Source organism: Amycolatopsis sp. NBRC 101858 (assembly GCF_030269325.1).
GTDB classification, from domain to species: domain Bacteria; phylum Actinomycetota; class Actinomycetes; order Mycobacteriales; family Pseudonocardiaceae; genus Amycolatopsis; species Amycolatopsis ponsaeliensis.
On sequence record NZ_BSTD01000002.1, the window covers coordinates 290,924 to 309,971 of the forward strand.

Annotated in this window: 20 protein-coding genes; 6 read left to right on the forward strand and 14 right to left on the reverse strand. The window is 71.2% G+C overall.

Going from position 1 to position 19,048, the window contains the following annotated elements; translation table 11 throughout:
- Positions 1 to 121: 121 nt before the first annotated feature.
- Genes QSK39_RS14505 through QSK39_RS14540 form a run of 8 tightly spaced genes read right to left on the reverse strand, consistent with a single transcriptional unit; the run spans position 122 to position 8,365 of the window.
- Positions 122 to 1,156: a serine hydrolase domain-containing protein gene (locus QSK39_RS14505; protein ID WP_285478254.1), complete on the reverse strand. Its 1,035-nt coding sequence runs from the start codon at positions 1,154 to 1,156 to the stop codon at positions 122 to 124.
- Positions 1,153 to 2,697, reverse strand: coding sequence for a nickel ABC transporter ATP-binding protein NikE (nikE, locus tag QSK39_RS14510; protein ID WP_285478255.1), 1,545 nt, complete (start codon positions 2,695 to 2,697; stop codon positions 1,153 to 1,155). The genes QSK39_RS14505 and nikE overlap by 4 nt, the downstream gene beginning before the upstream one ends.
- Positions 2,694 to 3,587, reverse strand: a complete 894-nt coding sequence (locus QSK39_RS14515; RefSeq protein WP_285478256.1) for an ABC transporter permease — start codon at positions 3,585 to 3,587, stop codon at positions 2,694 to 2,696. The genes nikE and QSK39_RS14515 overlap by 4 nt, the downstream gene beginning before the upstream one ends.
- Positions 3,584 to 4,540 (reverse strand): ABC transporter permease, encoded by a 957-nt coding sequence (locus tag QSK39_RS14520; protein ID WP_285478257.1) that lies wholly within the window; start codon positions 4,538 to 4,540, stop codon positions 3,584 to 3,586. The genes QSK39_RS14515 and QSK39_RS14520 overlap by 4 nt, the downstream gene beginning before the upstream one ends.
- A gap of 1 nt (position 4,541) precedes the next feature.
- Complete coding sequence (locus tag QSK39_RS14525) at positions 4,542 to 6,101, reverse strand: ABC transporter substrate-binding protein (RefSeq protein WP_285478258.1); 1,560 nt, start codon at positions 6,099 to 6,101, stop codon at positions 4,542 to 4,544.
- A gap of 33 nt (positions 6,102 to 6,134) precedes the next feature.
- Positions 6,135 to 6,557 (reverse strand): thioesterase family protein, encoded by a 423-nt coding sequence (locus tag QSK39_RS14530; RefSeq protein WP_285478259.1) that lies wholly within the window; start codon positions 6,555 to 6,557, stop codon positions 6,135 to 6,137.
- Positions 6,550 to 7,479 carry a 3-hydroxyacyl-CoA dehydrogenase NAD-binding domain-containing protein gene (locus tag QSK39_RS14535; RefSeq protein WP_285478260.1) on the reverse strand — a complete coding sequence of 310 codons (930 nt, stop codon included), beginning with the start codon at positions 7,477 to 7,479 and terminating at the stop codon, positions 6,550 to 6,552. The genes QSK39_RS14530 and QSK39_RS14535 overlap by 8 nt, the downstream gene beginning before the upstream one ends.
- Positions 7,472 to 8,365: a beta-keto acid cleavage family enzyme gene (locus QSK39_RS14540; protein ID WP_285478261.1), complete on the reverse strand. Its 894-nt coding sequence runs from the start codon at positions 8,363 to 8,365 to the stop codon at positions 7,472 to 7,474. Before QSK39_RS14540 ends, QSK39_RS14535 begins: the two co-directional genes overlap by 8 nt.
- A 602-nt stretch (positions 8,366 to 8,967) precedes the next feature.
- Between QSK39_RS14540 and QSK39_RS14545 the strand changes: the two genes are divergently transcribed.
- The gene (locus QSK39_RS14545) at positions 8,968 to 9,495 is read left to right on the forward strand and encodes an RNA-guided endonuclease InsQ/TnpB family protein (protein WP_285478262.1); all 528 of its coding nucleotides are present in this window, start codon (positions 8,968 to 8,970) and stop codon (positions 9,493 to 9,495) included.
- Between the two features lie 45 nt (positions 9,496 to 9,540).
- On the opposite strand, the gene QSK39_RS14550 is transcribed toward QSK39_RS14545, so the two are convergent.
- From QSK39_RS14550 to QSK39_RS14565, 4 genes are all read right to left on the reverse strand, one after another.
- Positions 9,541 to 10,407 (reverse strand): TetR/AcrR family transcriptional regulator, encoded by an 867-nt coding sequence (locus QSK39_RS14550; protein ID WP_285478263.1) that lies wholly within the window; start codon positions 10,405 to 10,407, stop codon positions 9,541 to 9,543.
- 69 nt (positions 10,408 to 10,476) lie between these two features.
- Positions 10,477 to 11,268 carry a carbon-nitrogen hydrolase family protein gene (locus tag QSK39_RS14555; RefSeq protein ID WP_285478264.1) on the reverse strand — a complete coding sequence of 264 codons (792 nt, stop codon included), beginning with the start codon at positions 11,266 to 11,268 and terminating at the stop codon, positions 10,477 to 10,479.
- Positions 11,265 to 12,587: an MFS transporter gene (locus tag QSK39_RS14560; RefSeq protein WP_285478265.1), complete on the reverse strand. Its 1,323-nt coding sequence runs from the start codon at positions 12,585 to 12,587 to the stop codon at positions 11,265 to 11,267. The genes QSK39_RS14555 and QSK39_RS14560 overlap by 4 nt, the downstream gene beginning before the upstream one ends.
- Positions 12,584 to 13,339, reverse strand: a complete 756-nt coding sequence (locus QSK39_RS14565; protein ID WP_285478266.1) for an HpcH/HpaI aldolase family protein — start codon at positions 13,337 to 13,339, stop codon at positions 12,584 to 12,586. Before QSK39_RS14565 ends, QSK39_RS14560 begins: the two co-directional genes overlap by 4 nt.
- A 114-nt stretch (positions 13,340 to 13,453) precedes the next feature.
- On the opposite strand from QSK39_RS14565, the gene QSK39_RS14570 reads away from it, so the two are divergent.
- The 5 genes from QSK39_RS14570 (at position 13,454) to QSK39_RS14590 (ending at position 17,754) form a co-directional block, all read left to right on the forward strand.
- Positions 13,454 to 14,107, forward strand: a complete 654-nt coding sequence (locus QSK39_RS14570) for a GntR family transcriptional regulator (protein ID WP_285478267.1) — start codon at positions 13,454 to 13,456, stop codon at positions 14,105 to 14,107.
- Positions 14,108 to 14,197: 90 nt separating this feature from the next.
- Positions 14,198 to 15,520, forward strand: a complete 1,323-nt coding sequence (locus tag QSK39_RS14575; protein WP_285478268.1) for a M20/M25/M40 family metallo-hydrolase — start codon at positions 14,198 to 14,200, stop codon at positions 15,518 to 15,520.
- On the forward strand, positions 15,520 to 16,413 hold the full coding sequence (locus QSK39_RS14580) for an alpha/beta fold hydrolase (protein WP_285478269.1): 894 nt from the start codon (positions 15,520 to 15,522) through the stop codon (positions 16,411 to 16,413). The genes QSK39_RS14575 and QSK39_RS14580 overlap by 1 nt, the downstream gene beginning before the upstream one ends.
- Positions 16,414 to 16,445: 32 nt before the next feature.
- Positions 16,446 to 17,042 (forward strand): ArsR/SmtB family transcription factor, encoded by a 597-nt coding sequence (locus QSK39_RS14585; protein ID WP_285478270.1) that lies wholly within the window; start codon positions 16,446 to 16,448, stop codon positions 17,040 to 17,042.
- Positions 17,032 to 17,754: an SRPBCC family protein gene (locus QSK39_RS14590; RefSeq protein ID WP_285478271.1), complete on the forward strand. Its 723-nt coding sequence runs from the start codon at positions 17,032 to 17,034 to the stop codon at positions 17,752 to 17,754. Before QSK39_RS14585 ends, QSK39_RS14590 begins: the two co-directional genes overlap by 11 nt.
- On the opposite strand, the gene QSK39_RS14595 is transcribed toward QSK39_RS14590, so the two are convergent.
- Positions 17,751 to 17,975, reverse strand: a complete 225-nt coding sequence (locus QSK39_RS14595; protein WP_285478272.1) for a DUF5703 family protein — start codon at positions 17,973 to 17,975, stop codon at positions 17,751 to 17,753. The genes QSK39_RS14590 and QSK39_RS14595 overlap by 4 nt on opposite strands.
- Positions 17,972 to 18,979, reverse strand: coding sequence for a YncE family protein (locus tag QSK39_RS14600; protein ID WP_285478273.1), 1,008 nt, complete (start codon positions 18,977 to 18,979; stop codon positions 17,972 to 17,974). The genes QSK39_RS14595 and QSK39_RS14600 overlap by 4 nt, the downstream gene beginning before the upstream one ends.
- Between the last annotated feature and the right edge of the window lie 69 nt (positions 18,980 to 19,048).

Below are 19,048 nucleotides of genomic sequence, written 5' to 3' on the forward strand. Positions count from 1 at the left end.
CTGGTGCGGGTTGGTGAGCGACTCAAGCGGCCTTGGCCTTGGGTGCGCCGCTGGCCATATCCGGGTGCTCGAAAGCCAGCCCGCCAGCCGGGCCGAGCTGGGCCGAGTTGCCGGCCCGGGTTCAGAGGCAGCCGGCCAAAGCTTCCAGCAGCAGCGAGCCCCGGTGGTCCGTGTCCTCCGGTTGCAGCTCGCTCGTCGTGAACGAAAACCCCAGTTCCGCTTCCGGCCACGCCCCATGCCGGCCGCCGCCGGCGCCCGAGTGGCCGAATGCCTCCTCCACCGGACCGTACGTTCCCAACGAATCCGCCAGCTCGTACCCCAAGCCGAAGCGGACCGGGCGGTCGTTGATCGCGTCCGTTCCCGCGGACCACGTCGAGGTCGCCGTCGCCAGTACCGGTGCCGGGACCAGGCCCGCGCAGATCCGGTCGTACAACCGCGCCATCGCCGCCGCCGTACCCGTTGCTCCGCCTGCGGCCAGCTCCGCGCGGCGGTACTCCACGGAGTTGATCGTCTCCGGCTCCAGCAGACCGCGGTACATCCGGTCCACGACGCGACGCCGGACGGGATCGTTCAGGAACGTGCTGATCCGGTAGTCCGGCGACCGCGTCAACCGCGCCACACGATGATCCTCCGACGCCGGTGTGCCGAGGTGGATGTCGAACCCGCCCAGCAACGACCGCGCCACCGAGCCCGCGGAGCGGCCCGTCACCCGCCGGATCAGCTCCGTGCACAGGTAGCCGTACGTCGCCGCGTGGTAGGCGACCCGCGTTCCCGGTGTCCACAAGGGACGCTGCGAAGCCAGCGCCGCGGCATTCGCGTGGTTGTCCAGAAAGGACACGTCCGCCTCGACGTACGGCAGTCCGATCGTGTGGGACAACACGTGCGACACGGCCCCCGACGGGAACTCCGGCCAATATCGCGACACCGGCGACGAAGGGTCGATCCGCAGCAACGCCATCACCGTCGCCACCACGCCCTTGGTGCCGGAGAACAGCACCACGAGCGTGTCGCGCGTCCACCCCGGCCCGCCCCACAGCTCGGCGAGGACCTCGCCCCGGCGCACCACGCTGAACGCCGCCCCGCCGTCGGTGGCGGCCAGCACCGACGCGAACGCCTCGCGCACCGGCTCGAACCCCGGCGCCACCGTGCCCTTCACAAGCGCGGGGTCGCGGCCAGCAACTCCCGCGTGTACGCGTGGGAAGGCGCGTCCAGTACATCCCGGACCGGCCCCTCTTCGACGATCGAACCGCCCTGCAACACGGCGATCCGGTCCGCGACCTCGCCGGCCAGCGCGATGTTGTGCGTGACGAACAGCATCGCCATCCCCAGCTCCCGGCGCAGCTCGCCCAGCAGCTCGACGATCGTCGCCTGCACCGAGACGTCGAGTGCGGACGTCACCTCGTCGCACACCAGCACGTCCGGCGTGGTCACCAGCGCCCGGGCGATCGCGGCCCGCTGCCGCTCGCCGCCGCTGAGCTGGTCCGGCAGCCGGTCGGCCGGCGCCCGGCCGAGCCGGACCCGGTCGAGCACCTCGTCGACCCGTGCCCGGCGCTCGGACCGCGACAGCGACGTCAGCTGCCGCAACGGAACCTCGATCGACTGCGCGACGGTCCGGCGCGGGTTGAGCGAGGAGAACGGGCTCTGGAAGACGTACTGGATCCGGCGCCGCTGGTCGTCGGACCGCCGCCGGGTGGAGGGCGCGAGCCCGGTACCCGCCAGCGACACCGTTCCGCTGTACGACGACGTCAGCCCCGCGATGCACTGCGACAGCGTCGTCTTCCCGGAGCCGGACTCGCCGAGCAGCAGCAGGCACTCACCGCGCGCGACCGAGACGTCGACCCCGCGCAGCACCACGTGCTGTCCATAGGAGACGGACACCCCCCGCGTCGCGAGCACCGCTTCGTCCGGGGCCGGCGGCACGGAAGTGGCGTCCGGATCGGGCACGGCGTCCAGCAGACGCCGTGTGTAGGCGTGCGACGGCGTCCGCAGCACCTCCGAAGCCGGGCCGCACTCGACGATCGAGCCGTGGTACATCACCGCGACCCGGTCGGCGATCTCGGCGACCACCGCGAGGTCGTGGGTGATGTACAGGGCGGCGACCCCGTGCTCGGCAGTCAGCGACCGGACCGTCTTCAGCACCAGGGACTGCGTGACGACGTCCAGCCCGGTCGTCGGCTCGTCCAGGACCACGACGGACGGCCGGGCCGCGAACGCCATCGCGATGCCGACGCGCTGCTGCTGCCCGCCGGAGAGCTGGTGCGGATAGCGCCGCCGGTACGCCGGGTCCGACGGCAGCCCGACCTCCTCGAGCACCGAGCCGACGCGCTCGTCGACCGAGCCCGGGTAGCCGTGGGTTTCGAGGACTTCGGCGATCTGCCGCCCGATCCGCAGCGCCGGGTTGAGCGACAGCGCCGGGTCCTGCGGGATGTAGGCGACGGTGCTGCCGCGCAGCCGTCGCCGGTCCGCGGCATCGAGGGAAAGGACGTCGACGTCGCCCACGGTGACCTGTCCGCCGGACACCGTCAGCCCGCGCCGGAAGTGGCCGAGCGCGGCGAGCCCGGCAGTCGTCTTGCCGGAGCCGGACTCGCCGACCAGCGCCAGGACTTCGCCCGGCGCGACAGCGAACGACACGTCGTCCAAAACGGACACCCCGGCCGTGGTGCGCACCGCGAGTCCGGTCACCGCCAAGGCGTTCATGCGCGAGCCTCCCGCTTCCGGCCGGCGGCGGCCGCGGCCAGCGCGTCGGCGACGAGGTTGGTTCCGACGGCCAGCGCGGCGATCGCCAGCACCGGCAGCAGCACGCCCCAGGGCTGGACGACGAGCGCGATCCGGTTCTCGTTGATCATCAGGCCCCAGTCGGCCGCCGGCGGCTGGATGCCCAGGCCGAGGAACGACAGCGACGCGATGTACCCGATCGAGTACGTCAGCCGCAGCCCGAGCTCGACCATGAGCGGGCCGGTGATGTTCGGCAGGATCTCGTGCAGCAGGATCCGCCACCGCGGCACGGCGTACATCTCGGCCGCGCGGATGTAGTCCTGCCGCGCCACCGCGACGGTCGCCTGCCGCGCGACGCGGGCCGTCCGCGGTGCGTGCGTCAGGCCGATGACCAGCACGAGCAGCCAGCCCTCCGGCCCGATCACCGCGATCGCGAGCAGCGCGATCACCAGCTGCGGGAACGACAGCAGGACGTCGTTCCCGCGCATCAGCAGGCTGTCGAGCTTCCCGCCGCCGTACCCGGCGACCATGCCGAGCAGCGCGCCCACGACGATCCCGAGCGCGGTCGCGAGCACGGCGTAGAGCAGCAACGTCGTGCCGCCGGCGAGGAACCGCGTCAGGACGTCGCGGCCCAGGCCGTCGGTGCCGAACACGCCGTCGCGCTTGAACGGCTTCCCGGCGAAGTCGGTCGTGGTGTGCCCGGTCAGCACCGGTCCGAGCCACGGCCCGAGCAGCGCGATGAGCACGACGACCAGGGTGAGCGCCGTCCCGATCTTGGCCTGCGGGAACGTCCACGCGGTGCGGAAGAGGCCGCGCGGGCGCACCGGGGGCGCGTCCGGGGTGACGGTGCCGGGGAGTTCGACGGCGGTCATCGGCTTGCCTCCGTGCGCAGTTTCGGGTCGGCGAGGATGCCGACGACATCCGCGAGGAGGTTCACCACGATGTAGACGCCCGCGATGAGCAGCGTGATCGCCTGGACGACGGCGACGTCCCGCTTGGCGACGGCGTCGATGAGCGCCTGGCCGATACCGGGGTACCGGAACAGGAACTCGACGACCACGACGCCGCCGGCGAGCCACGCCAGCTGCATCGCGACGACCTGCGCGACCGGGCCGATCGCGTGCGGCAGCGCGTGCCGGACCAGCACCGTCCGCTCGCGCACGCCCTTGAGCCGGGCCATCTCGACGTACCCGCTGTCGAGGACCTCGTTCATGGTCGCCCGCATCATGCGGGTGATGTAGGGCGTCACGACCAGCACGAGCGTGAGCACCGGCAGCACGAGCTGGGCGGGCTGGCGCCACACCGCCTCACCGGGCGGCGTGATCGTCACCGACGGGAAGATCTTGAACACCGTCGTGGAGAGCAGCACGACGAGCGCGACGCCGATGACGAACTCCGGCAGCGCGGCGACGACCAGGCTCACGCCGGAGATCGCCTGGTCGGTGGCGCGGTCACGGCGGATCGCGCTCCACGTGCCGAGGCCGAGCCCGAGCGGGGTGGCGAGGATCGCGGCGATCACCAGCAGCACCAGCGACGCCGAGATGCGGTCGCCGATCAGGGCCGTCACCGGGCTCTGGGTGGACGTCGACGTGCCGAGGTCGCCGGTGAAGAGCCCGCCGAGCCAGTCGAGGTAGCGCTGCCACACCGGCAGGTCCAGGTGCAGCTGGTGCTGCAGCGCCGCGATCCGCTCGGGGGTGGCTTGCTGGCCGAGGATGGCACGCGCGGGGTCTCCGGGCAGCAGGAGCGTCGCGACGAAGACCAGCAGGGACACCACCCAGAGCACGAGCACGCTGACGAGCAGGCGGCGCAGGATCAGTCCGGTCATCTCACGCCTCCCCGCTCGTGCCGAGCCAGGCGGTGCGGAACTGGTAGCCGCTCAGCGAGACCCCGGTGCGGTCCGGGACGAGCCCGGCGACGTACTTCTGGTGGGCGTCGACCTGGTTGACGAAGCCCCAGACGATCAGCCCGCCGCGCTCGTACTCGATCTTCTGCGCCCGTTTCAGCAGGTCCGCCCGCGCCACCGGGTCCACTGTGGACCCGGCCCGGGTGACGAGGTCGATGAACTCCGGGTCGTGCCAGTGCGTCTCGTTGTACGGCGACTTCGGCAGCGAGCCGTTCGCGACCTGGGGGAGGTAGTTGCGGGTGTACCAGAAGTCCTGGGCGAAGTCCCAGGACAGGTAGTTCTCGCCGTAGAACGTCGTCGTGTCGAGCTTGCGGATCTTGACGGTGATCCCCGCGGCCTTGGCCTGCTGCTGGAACACCTGCGCTGCCTCGACCGCGCCGGCCTGGATCGGCGCGGTGACGAGCTCGATGTCCAAAGTGGCGTGACCGGCTTCGGCGAGCAGCCGCCTGGCCGCGTCGATGTCCTGCTCGCGCTGCGGGAGCTCCTTGGCGTACGCGGGGTCGAAGGGCGCGTAGAGGTCGTTGCCGAGCCTGCCCTGTCCACTGAGGACCTGGTTGATCATCTGCTTCCGGTCGACGACCAGCCGCATGGCCTGGCGCACCCGGACGTCGTCGAACGGCGGCCGGTCGACCCGCATGGTGAACGGCAGCCAGGTGCCGGTCTCGGCGGCGAGCACCTGCATCCGCGGGTCGCTGCGCAGGACGTCGACCAGGGCCACCGGTACCTGGTCGATGGCGTCGACCTGGGACGAGAGCAGCGCGTTGATCCGGGCGTCGTCGTCGGCGAAGTTGATCAGCACCAGTTCGTCGAGGTAGGGCTGCCCGGGCCGCCAGTAGTGCTCGTTGCGGGTGAACGTGCTCTGCTGCCCGGCGGTGAACGAGCCCGCCTTGAACGGGCCGGTCCCGATCGGGCGCTTGACGTCGAAGTCCGCCGGGACGATGCCGAGCGAGTACTGGCCGAGCAGGTCGTCGAAGCCCGCGTTCGGCGTGCTCAGCCGGAACTCGACGGCCCGGTCGCCGCTCGGGGCCACCTCGGCCAGCATGGTCAGCCCGGCCGCGCCGCTCTTGGGGTCCTTCGGGTCCATGATCCGCTTGAAGGTGGCGACGACGTCGGCCGGCGTCACCGGGCGGCCGTCGTGGAACTTGACGCCGTCGCGCAGGACGGCCGTCCAGGTCCGGGCGTCCGGTGACGACGCCAGCGACTGCGCGACCACCGGCTGCAGCCGGTAGTCGTGGTCGCGGAGCAGCAGCGGCTCGTAGAGGTTGATGACCCGCGCGATGTCCGGGTTGGTCGCCGGGATGTGCGGGTCGAGGGTGTCGGACGCGCCGCCGCCGGTGACGCCGACGCGCAACCGGCCGCCGGAGCGGGGCGGCCCGGTCGGCACCGGGGCGGCGTACGTCGCGCCGCAGCCGGCGGCCAGCACGGCGACCCCGGTGGCGGCGAGGAACCTGCGCCGGGTGAAGGGGCAGCATCGCTCTTCCATGGTGGGGACTTCCGGTGGGAGCGGGTGTTCGGGTCAGGCGATGGCGCGCCCCGCGTAGTCCGGGACCGGGTTGAGGTAGCCGCGCAGCCGCTCCGCGATGCCGTCGGGAAGCGGCGACGCTCTGCTCGCGGTGACGTGGATCGCGAGGATCTCCTCGGTGGCGACGAGGTCGCCGGCGACGCGCAGCTCGTGGCAGAGCCGGACCTTCTTGCCGCCGACGTCGAGCACTCTCGTCGTGACGTCGAGGTCGGTGTCCGGCCCGACTTCCCGCAGGTACCGGACGTGCGCCTCCACGGTGTACAGCGAAGATCCGCTGAGCTCCGGGCCGAGGCCGACGGTGTCCATCAGGTGCGTCGTCGCGTCGCCGAAGACCAGGACGTAGTACGGCTCGGACAGGTGGCCGTTGTAGTCGATCCACTCCGGGCGGACGCGGTCGCGGTAGGACAGTTCAGCCATCGCGGGCCTCCTCGACCGCGCGCTGGATGGCGATGATGGCCCGGTCGCGCTCGGCGATGAGGTCCGCGATCGTGCGGTTCCCGGCCTCGTCTTCGCAGCCCTCGACCACGGCGTCGCGGAGCTCGGTGGTCAGCTCCGGCGCGTCGAGGCGGGTCCACGGCGCCTTGAGGGACGGGCCGAAGTGGTCGAGCATGTGCGCCATGCCGCCCTCGCCGCCCGCGAGGTGGAAGGTGAGCATCGGGCCCTGGACCGGCCAGCGCAGGCCGGGGCCGGCGGTGATGGCGGTGTCGATCTGCTCGACCGTGGCTTCGCCGTTCGCGACCATGTGCAGGGCCTCGCGCCAGAGCGCTTCCTGCAGCCGGTTGGCGATGAAGCCGGGGACCTCGCGGTCCATGGTGATCACGGTCTTGCCGACGCGCCGGTAGAAGTCCGCGGCCCGCTCGACGGCCCACGCCGCGGTGCGGTCGCCCCCGACGACCTCGACCAGGGGGATGAGGTAGGGCGGGTTGAACGGGTGCCCGACGACGAGCCGTTCCGGCGTCGCGGCGTCGGCCTGCATCTCGGTCATGCCGTAGCCGGACGTCGAGGAGGCGATGACGATCCCGGCCGGCGTCGCGGCGTCGATCTCGGCGAGCAGTTTCTGTTTGAGGGCGAGGTCCTCGGGGGCGCTCTCCTGGACGAAGGTCGCGTCGGCGACCGCTTCGGCGAGGGTAGGCGCGACGACGAGGTTGTCCCGGCTCGCGCCGTCGGCCAGGCCGAGCGAGGTGAGGGCGGGCCAGGCGGCGTCGACGAGCCTGGTCAGCTTCGCTTCGGCGTCCGGCGCCGGGTCCCAGGCGTGGACGCGGAAGCCCCGGGCGAGGAAGTGCGCGACCCAGCCGCCGCCGATCACGCCGGCGCCGACGCAGGCGACCGTCTCAGGCATGGACGCGCTCCTTCAGGCCGAGGATCTCGCGGGCCCGGGAAGCGCTTACCACCGTGGCGCCGAGGTCCTGGACGATCCCGACGGCGCGCTCCACGAGCTGGCCGTTGGTCGCCTTGACGCCCTTCGCGAGGTAGAGGTTGTCCTCCAGCCCGACCCGGACGTGCCCGCCGAGCAGCACGGACTGCGCGACCCACGGCATCTGGTCCCGCCCGATGGCGAACGACGCCCACTGCGCACCTGCGGGCAGCAGATTCACCATGGCCTGCAGCAGGCCGGGATCGACGGGGGCGCCGTAGGGGATGCCCATGCAGAGCTGGAACAGCGGGGGAGCGTCGATCAGGCCCTCTTCGACCATTTTGGACGCGAACCAGAGGTGCCCGGTGTCGAAGATCTCCAGTTCCGGCTTGACGCCCAGCTCCTGGATCCGCTTGGCACCGGCGCGCAGCATGTCCGGAGTGGACACGTAGAGCTGGCTGCCCTCGCCGAAGTTGAGGGAACCGCAGTCGAGGGTGCAGATGTCCGGCAGGAGCTCTTCGACGTGGGGGAGCCGGTCCAGCGCGGTGACCAGGTCGGTGCCGTCGACCGGCTTGAGCGGATCCTCTTGGTCGAGGACGAGGTCACCACCCATACCCGCGGTCAAGTTGATCACGACGTCCACATCGGACTCTTTCACCAGCCGCACGACCTCGCGGTACAGCGCGACGTCCCGGGACGGCGACCCGGTTTCGGGGTCCCGGACGTGGATGTGCACGACAGCGGCCCCGGCGTTCGCGGCCTCGACGGCACTCGCGGCGATCTGCACGGGGGTGACCGGCACGTGCGGGCTCCGGCCGACGGTGTCCCCGGCGCCGGTGAGGGCGCAGGTGAGGATGACCTCGTGGTTCATCAGGCTCCTTACTTCACTCTGCCGGGGTTCGGTGTTTTCGATTGCGGACGGCTGACGTTGGCTTTGTGAGCCGATTCCGCCTGGTGCCCACGCCCGCCCGAGAAGCCGGTTTGCGGGAGCACTGCGCGCACGCCAGGTTCGTGTGGAAACTCGCCTGCGAGCAGTACGCGCACTGGCGTCCGGGACGCGCGTCGGCGCCTGGCTACCGGACCCGGGCACGTCAGTTGACGGAAGCCCGTGCGGAGTTCGCGTGGCTGAGGTCGGGCAGCGTCACGGTGCAACAACAGGCTCTTCGGGACTTTGCCCAGGCGACGGGAAACTTCTTCAGGGGTACACATCGCCGGCCGTCGTGGCGGAAGTCCGGCCGGAACGAAGGCTTTCGTCAGGTTGCGGTCAAGCCGGAGCACGTCCGAAAAATCAATCGGAAGCGAGCATGGCTTTGGGTGCCGAAAGCAGGGTGGGTGAGGTTCGTCCTGTCCCGCCCGATATCGGGAGCCGTGAAGTCTTATCGTGTCACGATGGACCGGTGCGGGCGATGGCATGTGGCCTTCGCCGTGGCTCCAGTACCGCTTCCAGCGCCCGGAAACGGCTGTACGGTTGGCGTGGATCTCGGTGTCGCTGTCTCGGCGGCCTTGTCCTTCGCTCGGCTCAAAGCTCGCGAACATGATCGGCGCAAGAACTGGGTCGAGCAGGTCAGTACCGATCTCGCCCGTCGGTTCGACATCGTCCGGGTCGAGAATTCGGACATTCGAAGCATGACCCGTTCGGCGAAGGGAACGATGGACTGCCCCGGCCGGAACGTACGGCAGAAGGCGGGACTCAACCGGGGAATCCTGGCCAACGGTCGGGGCAGATTGGTCGTCCGGCTCGAGCAGAAGGCACGGGGCCGGGTTGAGCGGGTCGTCGCGACAGGCACCTCGCAGCGATGTTCTGCCTGCGGGCATACGACGCCGGAAAATCGCAAGAGCCAAGCGGTCTTTCGATGCGTCGCGTGTGGCTACGCCTGCAACGCCGACATCAACGCCGCACGCACTATCGCCGCCGGACGGGCGGTGACAGCGCGGGGAGCCCTCCAGCCACTGGGCGGGGCTGTGAACCGCGAACCTCGACACGCTGCCTCCGCTCTTTGATCGGTGGTGGTAGGCCGAAATCCCTCGAAGGTTCTAGGGAGGACGTCAACAGGCTCCTTTGACGATCGAGCTTTCGATGAAGTCGTGCAGGTGTTCTCGCATGCTCTCGGCCGTGCTGCCCGGACGGCCGGTCAGCACCTGAATGCCGAGGCCGTCGATCAGGGCGGTCAGCCGGGTGGTCGCCGCGTCCGGGTCGGTCACCGAGAACACGCCTTGCTCGCGGCCGGAGCGGATGGTCATGGCGATCGTGCGTTCCCAGCGGCCGATCGAGTCGTGGTAGAGCGACCGGAACGACGGGTCGAGCGCGACCTCGTTCCACACCTGCAGCCACACCGACCACTCGGCGCGCAGGACGCCGTCGGTGGGCAGCTGCAGCTCGACGAGCCGGTGCAGGCGCTCGTTGGCGTCTTCGATGGAGTGCAGCTCCGCGACCTGGCGGTCGAACGCGAGCTTCACGTTGCGCCGCAACGCTTCGTTGAGGACTTCGGTCTTGCTCGGGAAGTGGTAGTGGATGGCCGCGGTGCTCGTGCCGCACGCCTCGGCGATGTCGGCGATGCGCACCTTGTGGTAGCCGCGTTCGGCGATCAGCGCCCAGGCCGTCTCCAGGATGCGGCGGCGCGGCTCGGACTGGGCGAGGTGGTCGGGGTCGTCGCTCGCCGGGCGGGCGGCCGGCGCGGGCACCGCCGTGACGGTGACCGCGTCGTCGCTGCCGTTGAGCAGCCAGTTGACCGTGACGCCGCAGTGCTCGGCGACGCGGACCAGTTCGTGCGGCGAGAACCGGCGGGTGCCGTTCAGCGCCTTGGACAGCTTCGTTTCGTCGAGCCCGATGGCGGCGGCGAACTCCCGCTGGGCCCCCGGCATGGCCTTGACCAGACCGCGGACCCGGTCCCGCAGCTCGGCGGTTTCGTCCATGCCAGGAGACGGTAAACCGGTATTGCGATAATCGCAATGCTTGACTGATGAGTCAGTCGAGGCGCAAGATCAGCGCGGCACCACCCCGAACCGCCGCAGCGCCAGCGCCGGGTTCTTGCCTCGTACCTCAGTGATCCGCTCGGGCGACACTTCGCCGACGGCCACGCCGGTCTGCTCGCCGAGGGAGGTGACGACCACGCCCATCGGGTCGACGAGCATGCTGGTCCCTGACCCGGTCGGCGCGGACTGGCCGGCGGCGGCGACGTAGAGCGTGTTCTCGATCGCGCGGGCGCGGACGAGCGTGCTCCAGTGGTATTCCTTCAGCGGCCCCGGAACCCACTCGGCCGGCAGCAGCACGACCTGGGCGCCTGCGTCGGCCAGCCGGCGGGTCACCTCGGGGAACCTCAGGTCGTAACACGTCTGGAGACCGAACCGGACCCCGTCGACCTCGAACGTCTCCGGCTCGGTGATCTCCCCGGCGCGGACGACGTCGGACTCGCGGAAGCCGAATGCGTCGTAGAGGTGGATCTTGCGGTACAGCGCGGCCACGCCGCCGGGACCGGCGGCGACCAGTGTGTTCGAGATGTGCGAGCCGTCGAGGCGCTCGTTCATGCCGCCGACGATCGTGACGCCTCGTTCGGCGGCGAGCGCGAGGAGGCCGGTCACGAACTCACCGTCGAGGTCCTCGGCGGAGTCGACGAACCGCCGGTCCATCGCCGGCGCCGTGAACATCGCGTATTCGGGCAGCAGCACGACTCGCGCGCCGCGGTCGGCCGCGTCGCCGGTGAGCTTTGCGATCAGCGTGCGGTTGGCGGCTTGGTCTTCTCCGGGCGCGAACTGCGCGAGAGCCACGTGCGTCATGCGGTTTCCTTCCGGGGAGCGGCGGGCATGCGGTCGAGCCTGCCGAGCACGACCGTGTAGCAGAAGATCCCGGCGAGCAGCACCACGCCGGTGACGAGGAACGCGCCGGCGAACGACCCGGTCAGGTCGACGACGGCGCCGGTGACGATCGGCGCGGCGATGCCGATCATGTTCGCGACGAAGTTGACCAGCCCGCCGAGCGTCCCCGAACAGCCTTCGGGCGCGATGACGGCGACGATGCTGGACCCGGCCGGCACGGACACGGCGAGCCCGGCGGCGCCGACCGACAGGAACACCAGCGCCGTGGCGACGGAACCGGCGTAGGCGGCACCGGCCACCGAGAGCGAGACGAGCATGCTCACGACCAGGACGATCCGCCGCGCCTTCGTCTCGTCGCCGGTGCGCGCGATCAGGCGGTCCAGCAGGATCCCGCCGACGAGGAACTGCGCGAGCACGGCGACCAGCCACGGGATCATCGTGTAGAGGCCGCCGGCCAGCAGCTTCACCCCGAACTGCTTTTCGAGGTACCCGGGCAGCCAGGTGAGCAGGACGTAGTAGGCGTAGGTGTAGGACGCGTACCCGAGCGCGAGGCCCCAGGTCTTGCGGCGGCGCAGCAGGTGGCCGAGTCCGGTGAGCGAGCTCGGCGTGGGCACGTCTTCGTCGTCGGCGCCGCCCTCGCGCAGGTAGGCGTACTCCTCGGGGGACAGCCGGCCGCGGGCGAGGGCCTGCTTCGGCGTCAGGTACAGCAGCCACCACACCAGCAGGTAGCCGAGGCTCAGGACGCCGGTGAAGACGAAGGCGGCGTGCCAGCTGAACGCCGTCACGAGGAACGCCATCACCGGGATGCCGAGGACGTTGGAGATCTTGGCGCAGCCGTCGAAGATCGCGGTGGCGCGGCCGCGTTCGGACCGCGGGAACCACTGCCCGATCGCCTTCCAGCCGGCCGGGATCGTCGGCGCCTCACCGAACCCGAGGACCAGCCGCGACGCCATCAGCAGGCCGAGGCCGCCCGCTGACGCCGTCAAGAACGACGCGATCGCCCAGAGCAGCGCCGCCGCGCGGTTCACCCAGCGGACGCCGATCCGGTCGATGATCGCGCCGATCGGCAGCTGCAGCACGGCGTACGTCCAGAGGAACGCCGAGGCGACGACGCCGAGCTGGGCCGCGCTCAGGTGGAACTCGCGCATCATCTCCGGCCCGGCGATGGAGAGGTTGACGCGGTCGACGTAGTTGACGAACGAGCCGACCCCGAGCACGCCGGCGATCATCCAGCGGGTGCGGCCCGCGGTGCGGGTCCTGGTTCGCTCGGCCGTCGTCATCGCGTCCGCTCCGCGAGCGTGGTGGTCTCCTCGAAGGCCGCGGTGAGGCCGGCGGCGAGGGCGCCGTGCTGCATGGTGAGCGCGAGCTGGCCGGCACCGTGGGCGAGGGCGAATTCCTTCTCTTCCCGGCTCCAGGCGGGCAGGACCCACGGCTTGCCCGCCGCGCGGGCGGCGTCCGCGACGCGCTCGAGGTCGGCGAAGTCCCCGGGCTCGCGGGTGTAGGCGCCGCGTTCCCGGCGCAGGGAGAGGTCGGACGGCCCGACGAAGACACCGTCCACTGTGTCCAGTGCGAGGATTTCGGCGATGTCGTCGAGGGCGCCGGCGTCCTCGATCATCGGCAGGCAGCGGGTGCCGCGGTCCTGCTCGGTGACCCACTCGTCGGTGAAGCCGCGGTAGCCGGTGGTGCGGCCGCCCGCGAAGCTGCGATCACCCAGCGGCGGGAACTTCGAGAACGCCGTCACGGCCTTGGCGTGCGCGGCGTTCTCGACGTGCGGGATGACGACGGCGTCGGCGCCGAAGTCGAGGGCCTGCTGGATCGGGCCGCGCTCGGGGCCGAGGACCTTGGCGAGCACCTCCAGGCCGAGAGCGCGCAGGAACGGGACGAACCGCTCGAGGTCGGCCAGGTCGAAGGCGCCGTGCTCGATGTCGAGGACGGCGGCGCCGTAGCCGATCCCGCGGGCGATCTCGGCGGCCGCGAACGACGGATCGGAGAGCCAGACGGCGTAGCGGCGGTCGGCGGGGACTGGGGACATCGGGAACCTCCTGCGTACGGATGACGGTAGCTCCGGTCATTGTGTGCACCGTGTATACACGATGGATATTCGTCGGTCCAGACGCTAAGCTGACGGCCGGACGAGGGGAGTGGCATGACCACCAGCGCACCGGCCGGGCCGGCGCGGGACCGCGTGTACGCCTGGCTGCGCGACGGGATCATCGCGGGCGAGCTCGAAGGCGGCCGGTTCCTGGACGAGCAGTGGGTCTCGGGCGAAACCGGGGTCTCCCGGACACCCGTGCGCGAGGCGTTCCACCGCCTGGAGGCCGAGCGGTTCATCAGCCTGCTGCCGCGCAAGGGCGCGCAGGTCCGCACGGTGACGGCGCGCGAGCTGGCGGAGGTCTACCAGAGCCGCCGCCTGATCGAGGGCCACGCGATCGCGGAGGTCTGCGCGGCCCGGGCGGGCGCACCGGCGGAGATGGCCGGCCTGATCGAGGAGATGGACCGCGCGGGGAAGGCCCGCGACTGGTTCGCGGTGTCGGGCCTGGACCGCGCGTTCCACCGCGCGATCGTGAACGCGGCGGGCAACTCGGTGCTGACGGAGCTGTACGACACGCTGCGCTCGCGCCAGCAGCGGGTCGCGGTACGGGCGCTGGAGGCCCGCCCGGAGCGGCTGCCGGTGATCGACGCGGAGCACCGCGCACTGGTGGCGGCGCTGGACGCCCACGACGCCGAAGAGGCGCTGCGGGTGCTGAACCAGCACCTGCGCCCGGTGTCCGAAGTGGTCTCGGCCCTCGACCGCGGCTGATCCCACGCCCGTGGACGCGGGCCCGGCGGCCGGGCCGGCATCGTGTCCCAGATGCGGCGCACCCGGCCGGGCGAATGATAGGAATGGCCGGTGACCGAACCGAACCTGATCGAAGCCGCCGCGGCCGAGGCCGTCACGCTGACCAGTGAGCTCATCCGCATCGACACGACCAACACCGGCGACCCCGACACGCTGGTCGGCGAGCGGGCCGCGGCCGAGTACGTTGCCGAGAAGCTGACCGACGCCGGCTACGAGATCACCTACGTCGAGTCGGGCGGGAAGAACCGGCACAACGTCATCGTCCGGCTGGAAGGCGCCGACCGGACGCGCGGCGGGCTGCTCATCCACGGCCACCTCGACGCCGTGCCCGCCGACCCGTCCGAGTGGTCGGTCCACCCCTTCTCGGGCGCGATCCAGGACGACTACGTCTGGGGCCGCGGCGCGGTCGACATGAAGGATATGTGCGGGATGGCGCTCGCGCTGGCCCGCCACTACAAGATGAACAACGTCGTGCCGCCGCGCGACCTCGTCTTCGCCTTCCTCGCCGACGAAGAAGCGGGCGGCAAGTACGGCGCCCAGTGGCTCGTCGAGAACCGCCCGGACCTCTTCGAGGGTGTCACCGAGGCGATCAGCGAGGTCGGCGGCTTCTCGATCACGCTCAAGGACGACGTCCGCGCCTACCTGATCGAGACGGCCGAAAAGGGCATCCGCTGGATGAAGCTGCGCGTGCGCGGCACCGCCGGGCACGGCTCGATGATCCACCGCGACAACGCCGTGACGAAGCTGGCCGAAGCCGTCGCGAAGCTCGGCAACCACCGCTTCCCGCTCGTGCTGACCGACTCGGTGAAGGAGTTCCTCGCCGGCGTCACCGAGATCACCGGCTGGGACTTCCCCGAAGACGACCTCGAAGGCTCGGTCGCCAAGCTGGGCAACATCTCCCGGATGATCGGCGCGACCCTGCGCGACACCGCCAACCCGACCATGCTCACCGCCGGGTACAAGTCGAACGTCATCCCGTCGGTCGCCGAAGCCGCGGTCGACTGCCGGATCCTGCCGGGCCGCCTCGAGGCGTTCGACCGCGAGCTCGACGAGCTGCTCGGCCCGGACATCGAGAAGGAGTGGATGGAGCTCCCGCCGGTCGAGACGACGTTCGACGGCGCCCTCGTCGACGCCATGACCGCCGCGGTGCTCGCCGAGGACCCGGGCGCGAAGACGCTGCCGTACATGCTTTCCGGCGGCACCGACGCGAAGTCCTTCCAGGACCTCGGGATCCGCAACTTCGGCTTCGCGCCGCTCAAGCTGCCGGCCGACCTCGACTTCTCGGCGCTCTTCCACGGCGTCGACGAGCGCGTCCCGGTCGAGGCGCTGAAGTTCGGCACCCGCGTGCTGGACCGGTTCCTGCGCACGTCCTGATGACCGCGTTCGCGCTCGCCGACGGCACGTCCCTGCAGGTGGTGCGCAGGCGCGACCCGGCCGCGCCGGTGACCGTGGTGTTCGTCCACGGCTACGCGCTCGACCAGCGCAGCTGGAGCCGGATCGCGCCGCTGGTGCCGGACGCGGCCGACGGGCCGGTGGCCGTGCTGACCTACGACCAGCGCGGCCACGGCGGGTCCGGGCGGGCGCGGCGCGGCACCGCGACGATGGCCCAGCTCGGCGACGACCTCGCCGAGCTGGTCGAGCGCGAAGTCCCGGCCGGGAAGGTGGTGCTCGTCGGGCACGACATGGGCGGCCTGGCCGTCATGTCGCTGTCCCAGCGGCACCCGGAGCTGTTCGCCGCGCGCGTGTCCGGGCTGGTGCTCCTCGCGACGTCGTCGGGGACGCTGGCCACCGAGGTCTCGGCGGCGTGGCCGAACGCGCTGGGAAAGCTGGCCCGCGACCTCGAAGCGGTGCTCGGCTCGAAGCTCTTCGGCGTGGTCCGGGAGCACACCAGCCGGGCGGTCAGCGCCGGCCTGCGGTGGTGGCTCTTCGGCGACGACCCGGACCCGGAACTGGTCGAGCTGACCGTGAAGATGATCCGCGGCAACTGGCCGCACACGGTGTCGCTGTTCCGCCCGGCGCTGGACGCCTACGCCCGAGATTCGGCTTTGGCGCAGGTCAGCGGGCTGCCGGTGACGGCGATCGTGGGGGAGCGGGACCGGATCGTCCGCGCGTCCGACGTCGAGCAGTGGGCCGGCGGCCTCGGCAACGGGACGGCGGTGGTCCTGCCCGGCGTCGGGCACGTCGTGCCGCTGGAAGCCGCGGCGCAGGTGCTGCCGCGGGTCGTCGCCCTGGTCAACGCCAGCCACCGACAAGACGAGAGTTCTTGACAACTTCTCTGTTCGGAAGCGATGCTGGGCCCATGTTCTCCGTGGCGGTGATCGAAGACGCGTCGGCGGCCGAGGTGTCGCTCGACCCGGTCCGGGCCCGGCTGCTGGCCGAACTGGCCGAGCCGGCCTCGGCCACCATGCTGGCCGCGCGCGTCGGGCTCCCGCGCCAGAAGGTCAACTACCACCTGCGGACCCTCGAAGCGCACGGCCTCGTCGAGCTGGTCGAGGAACGGCGGAAGGGCAACGTCACCGAGCGGATGATGCGGGCGACGGCGTCGTCGTACGTCATCTCGCCGGCCGCGCTGGCCGCCGTCCAGCCCGACCCGGCCCAGTCGCCGGACCGGCTCTCGGCCCGCTGGCTGCTCGCCGTCGCGGGCCGGCTCGTGCGGGACGTCGGGCTGCTGATCACCGGTGGGGAGAAGGCGAAACAGCGCGTCGCGACCTTCGCGATCGACGGCGAGGTCCGGTTCGCCTCCGCGGCCGACCGCGCCGCGTTCGCCGAGGAGCTCGCGACCGCCGTCACGACCCTGGTCGGCAAGTACCACGACGAAACGGCCGAGAAGGGCCGGCCGCACCGGGTCGTCGTCGCCGTCCACCCGAGCATCCCGGAGGAGTCCCGTGGGGCATGAGTTCGAGCTGACCGACGTCGCCGAGGTCGACGCGACGCCGGAGCAGGTGTGGGCCGCCATCGCCACCGGGCCGGGCATCGACTCGTGGTTCATGGGCCGCAACGAGGTCGAGGGCGGCACCGGCGGCGTCGTGCGCGGTGCCTTCGGCGGGTACGAGCCCGAGTACCGGATCCGGGAGTGGGACCCGCTCGAGAAGCTCGTCTACGGCAGCGATCCCGCGCCGGACGGACGGAAGATCGCCTACGAATTCCTCGTCGAGGGCCGCGAAGGCGGCAGCACGGTGGTCCGGTGCGTGACGAGCGGGTTCCTGCCCGGCGACGACTGGGAAGACGAGTTCGAGGCGATGACCACCGGCGGCGCGCTGTTCTTCCGCACCCTCGTCGAGTACGTCACGCACTTCGCCGGCCGGACCGCGGTACCGGTCACCGCGTTCGGCCCGCCGGTGGGGGACTGGGACGAGGCGTGGGCCCGGCTCGGCACGGCGCTGGGCCTGTCCGCGCGGCCCGTCGAGGGCGATCGCGTCTCCCTCGGCGGCGTGGTCTATGCGGCCAACGACCAGACGGTCGGAATCCGGACGGCGGACGCGATGATCCGGTTCATCAAGGGCTTCCACGGCCCGATGGTCGCGTCCCACCACCTGTTCGCCCCGGGCGCGGATGCCGAGGCGGAGGAGAAGACGTGGACCGACTGGCTGAACCGGGTGTTCGGCTAGGTCGGCAGCGCGCCGGGCAGGCTCTCCGCCGTCTTCTTGCGGCGCAGCCAGACCCGGCGCGTCCCGTCGGCGTAAAGCCGCACGTTCCGCAGTTCCCAGCCCGCGAACTCCGCGTGGATGGAGAGCTGGATCGCCGCCGCACGCCGGGACACACCCGGGGGGAGGTGCAGGCGGCGATACTCCCAATCCCCTTCGACCACCGCCTCGCTGACCGTCGTCATGGCTGGATCACCTGGGTCCCTTCTCCGGCGGCCGAGCCGATGACCACCCGGCCGCTGGTTTCGTCCACCCCGACCGAGTCCGGCTGGCGCACGGTGGGGAACCGGTACTTCTCGACGGGCTCGCCGCCGCGGACGTCGAACCCGACCACCTCGTTGCGCCCGGTCAGCGTCACCCACGCCAGGCTCCGCTTCGCGTCGTAGGCGATCCCGTACGGGCCACCCGGCACCGGGTAGCGCTGCCGCATGATCAACGGCGAAGCCGAGAACGCGATCAGCGCACCCGCCCGCGCGTCCGTCACCAGCACCCGCCCGTACGAATCCGCCACGGCGTTGGCGGCACCATCACCCGCGCGCAGACCCTCGTTGACCTTCCCGCCGGCGACGTCGACCGAGAACACCGCCGTCCGCAACCGGTCCAGCACCACGACCCCCGCCCCGGCGACCACGACGTCGTCGGCGCTGTAGAGCTGCCCGCCGATCGTCCGCGCGGGCCCGCTCGCCGGCAGCACCTGGATGTCCTTCGCCGCCCCCATCGCCACCAGCCGATCGGCGCCGTAAGCGATGCTCGACGCCGGCTGCCCGCCCGTCTTCGTCTCGGAGAGCTGCCGATCCGGCAAGGACAGCTGCTGCACCACACCCTGCGCCGGCTCCGCGATCTCGACCCGCCCCGGCGCCACGGACAGCTTCTCCGCCTTGCCGTATAACGGCATATTCACCGGGGGTGACGCGAGCGCGTTCAAATCGTAGAGCTGCAAAGACGGCTGCTGAGCGAGAGCCACGACCAGGGTCGACCCCGCAACGGCGACGGCGGAGACCGCCCCGCCCGGCAGGACCTGACCGGCCGGCTTCACGGTCACGGCGGGGGAGACCGCCGGCTTCGCCGCGACGGGGTTCGCGACGATCTGCAGGTCGTCGCCGTCGGACTTGGCCGACGAGCAGCCCGAGAGCACCAGGACACCGGCGAGCGGGATCGCGATCCACGACACGGCGGCGAACCGACGCACGTTGCGGCCTCCAGATGTCCCTCGGCGGGCGGTCTTCACCAGCATCCTCCACGATCGTCTTGCCGTCAC

Bases quoted from the DNA above. Each gene is read 5' to 3' on its own strand.
- QSK39_RS14580 (WP_285478269.1), top strand. From the start codon at position 15,520: ATGACCGCGTTCGCGCTCGCCGACGGCACGTCCCTGCAGGTGGTGCGC.
- QSK39_RS14585 (WP_285478270.1), top strand. From the start codon at position 16,446: ATGTTCTCCGTGGCGGTGATCGAAGACGCGTCGGCGGCCGAGGTGTCG.
- QSK39_RS14565 (WP_285478266.1), bottom strand. From the start codon at position 13,339: ATGTCCCCAGTCCCCGCCGACCGCCGCTACGCCGTCTGGCTCTCCGAT.
- QSK39_RS14515 (WP_285478256.1), bottom strand. From the start codon at position 3,587: ATGACCGCCGTCGAACTCCCCGGCACCGTCACCCCGGACGCGCCCCCG.
- QSK39_RS14550 (WP_285478263.1), bottom strand. From the start codon at position 10,407: ATGGACGAAACCGCCGAGCTGCGGGACCGGGTCCGCGGTCTGGTCAAG.
- QSK39_RS14555 (WP_285478264.1), bottom strand. From the start codon at position 11,268: ATGACGCACGTGGCTCTCGCGCAGTTCGCGCCCGGAGAAGACCAAGCC.
- nikE (WP_285478255.1), bottom strand. From the start codon at position 2,697: ATGAACGCCTTGGCGGTGACCGGACTCGCGGTGCGCACCACGGCCGGG.
- QSK39_RS14520 (WP_285478257.1), bottom strand. From the start codon at position 4,540: ATGACCGGACTGATCCTGCGCCGCCTGCTCGTCAGCGTGCTCGTGCTC.
- QSK39_RS14530 (WP_285478259.1), bottom strand. From the start codon at position 6,557: ATGGCTGAACTGTCCTACCGCGACCGCGTCCGCCCGGAGTGGATCGAC.
- QSK39_RS14535 (WP_285478260.1), bottom strand. From the start codon at position 7,479: ATGCCTGAGACGGTCGCCTGCGTCGGCGCCGGCGTGATCGGCGGCGGC.
- QSK39_RS14525 (WP_285478258.1), bottom strand. From the start codon at position 6,101: ATGGAAGAGCGATGCTGCCCCTTCACCCGGCGCAGGTTCCTCGCCGCC.
- QSK39_RS14560 (WP_285478265.1), bottom strand. From the start codon at position 12,587: ATGACGACGGCCGAGCGAACCAGGACCCGCACCGCGGGCCGCACCCGC.
- QSK39_RS14540 (WP_285478261.1), bottom strand. From the start codon at position 8,365: ATGAACCACGAGGTCATCCTCACCTGCGCCCTCACCGGCGCCGGGGAC.
- QSK39_RS14570 (WP_285478267.1), top strand. From the start codon at position 13,454: ATGACCACCAGCGCACCGGCCGGGCCGGCGCGGGACCGCGTGTACGCC.
- QSK39_RS14595 (WP_285478272.1), bottom strand. From the start codon at position 17,975: ATGACGACGGTCAGCGAGGCGGTGGTCGAAGGGGATTGGGAGTATCGC.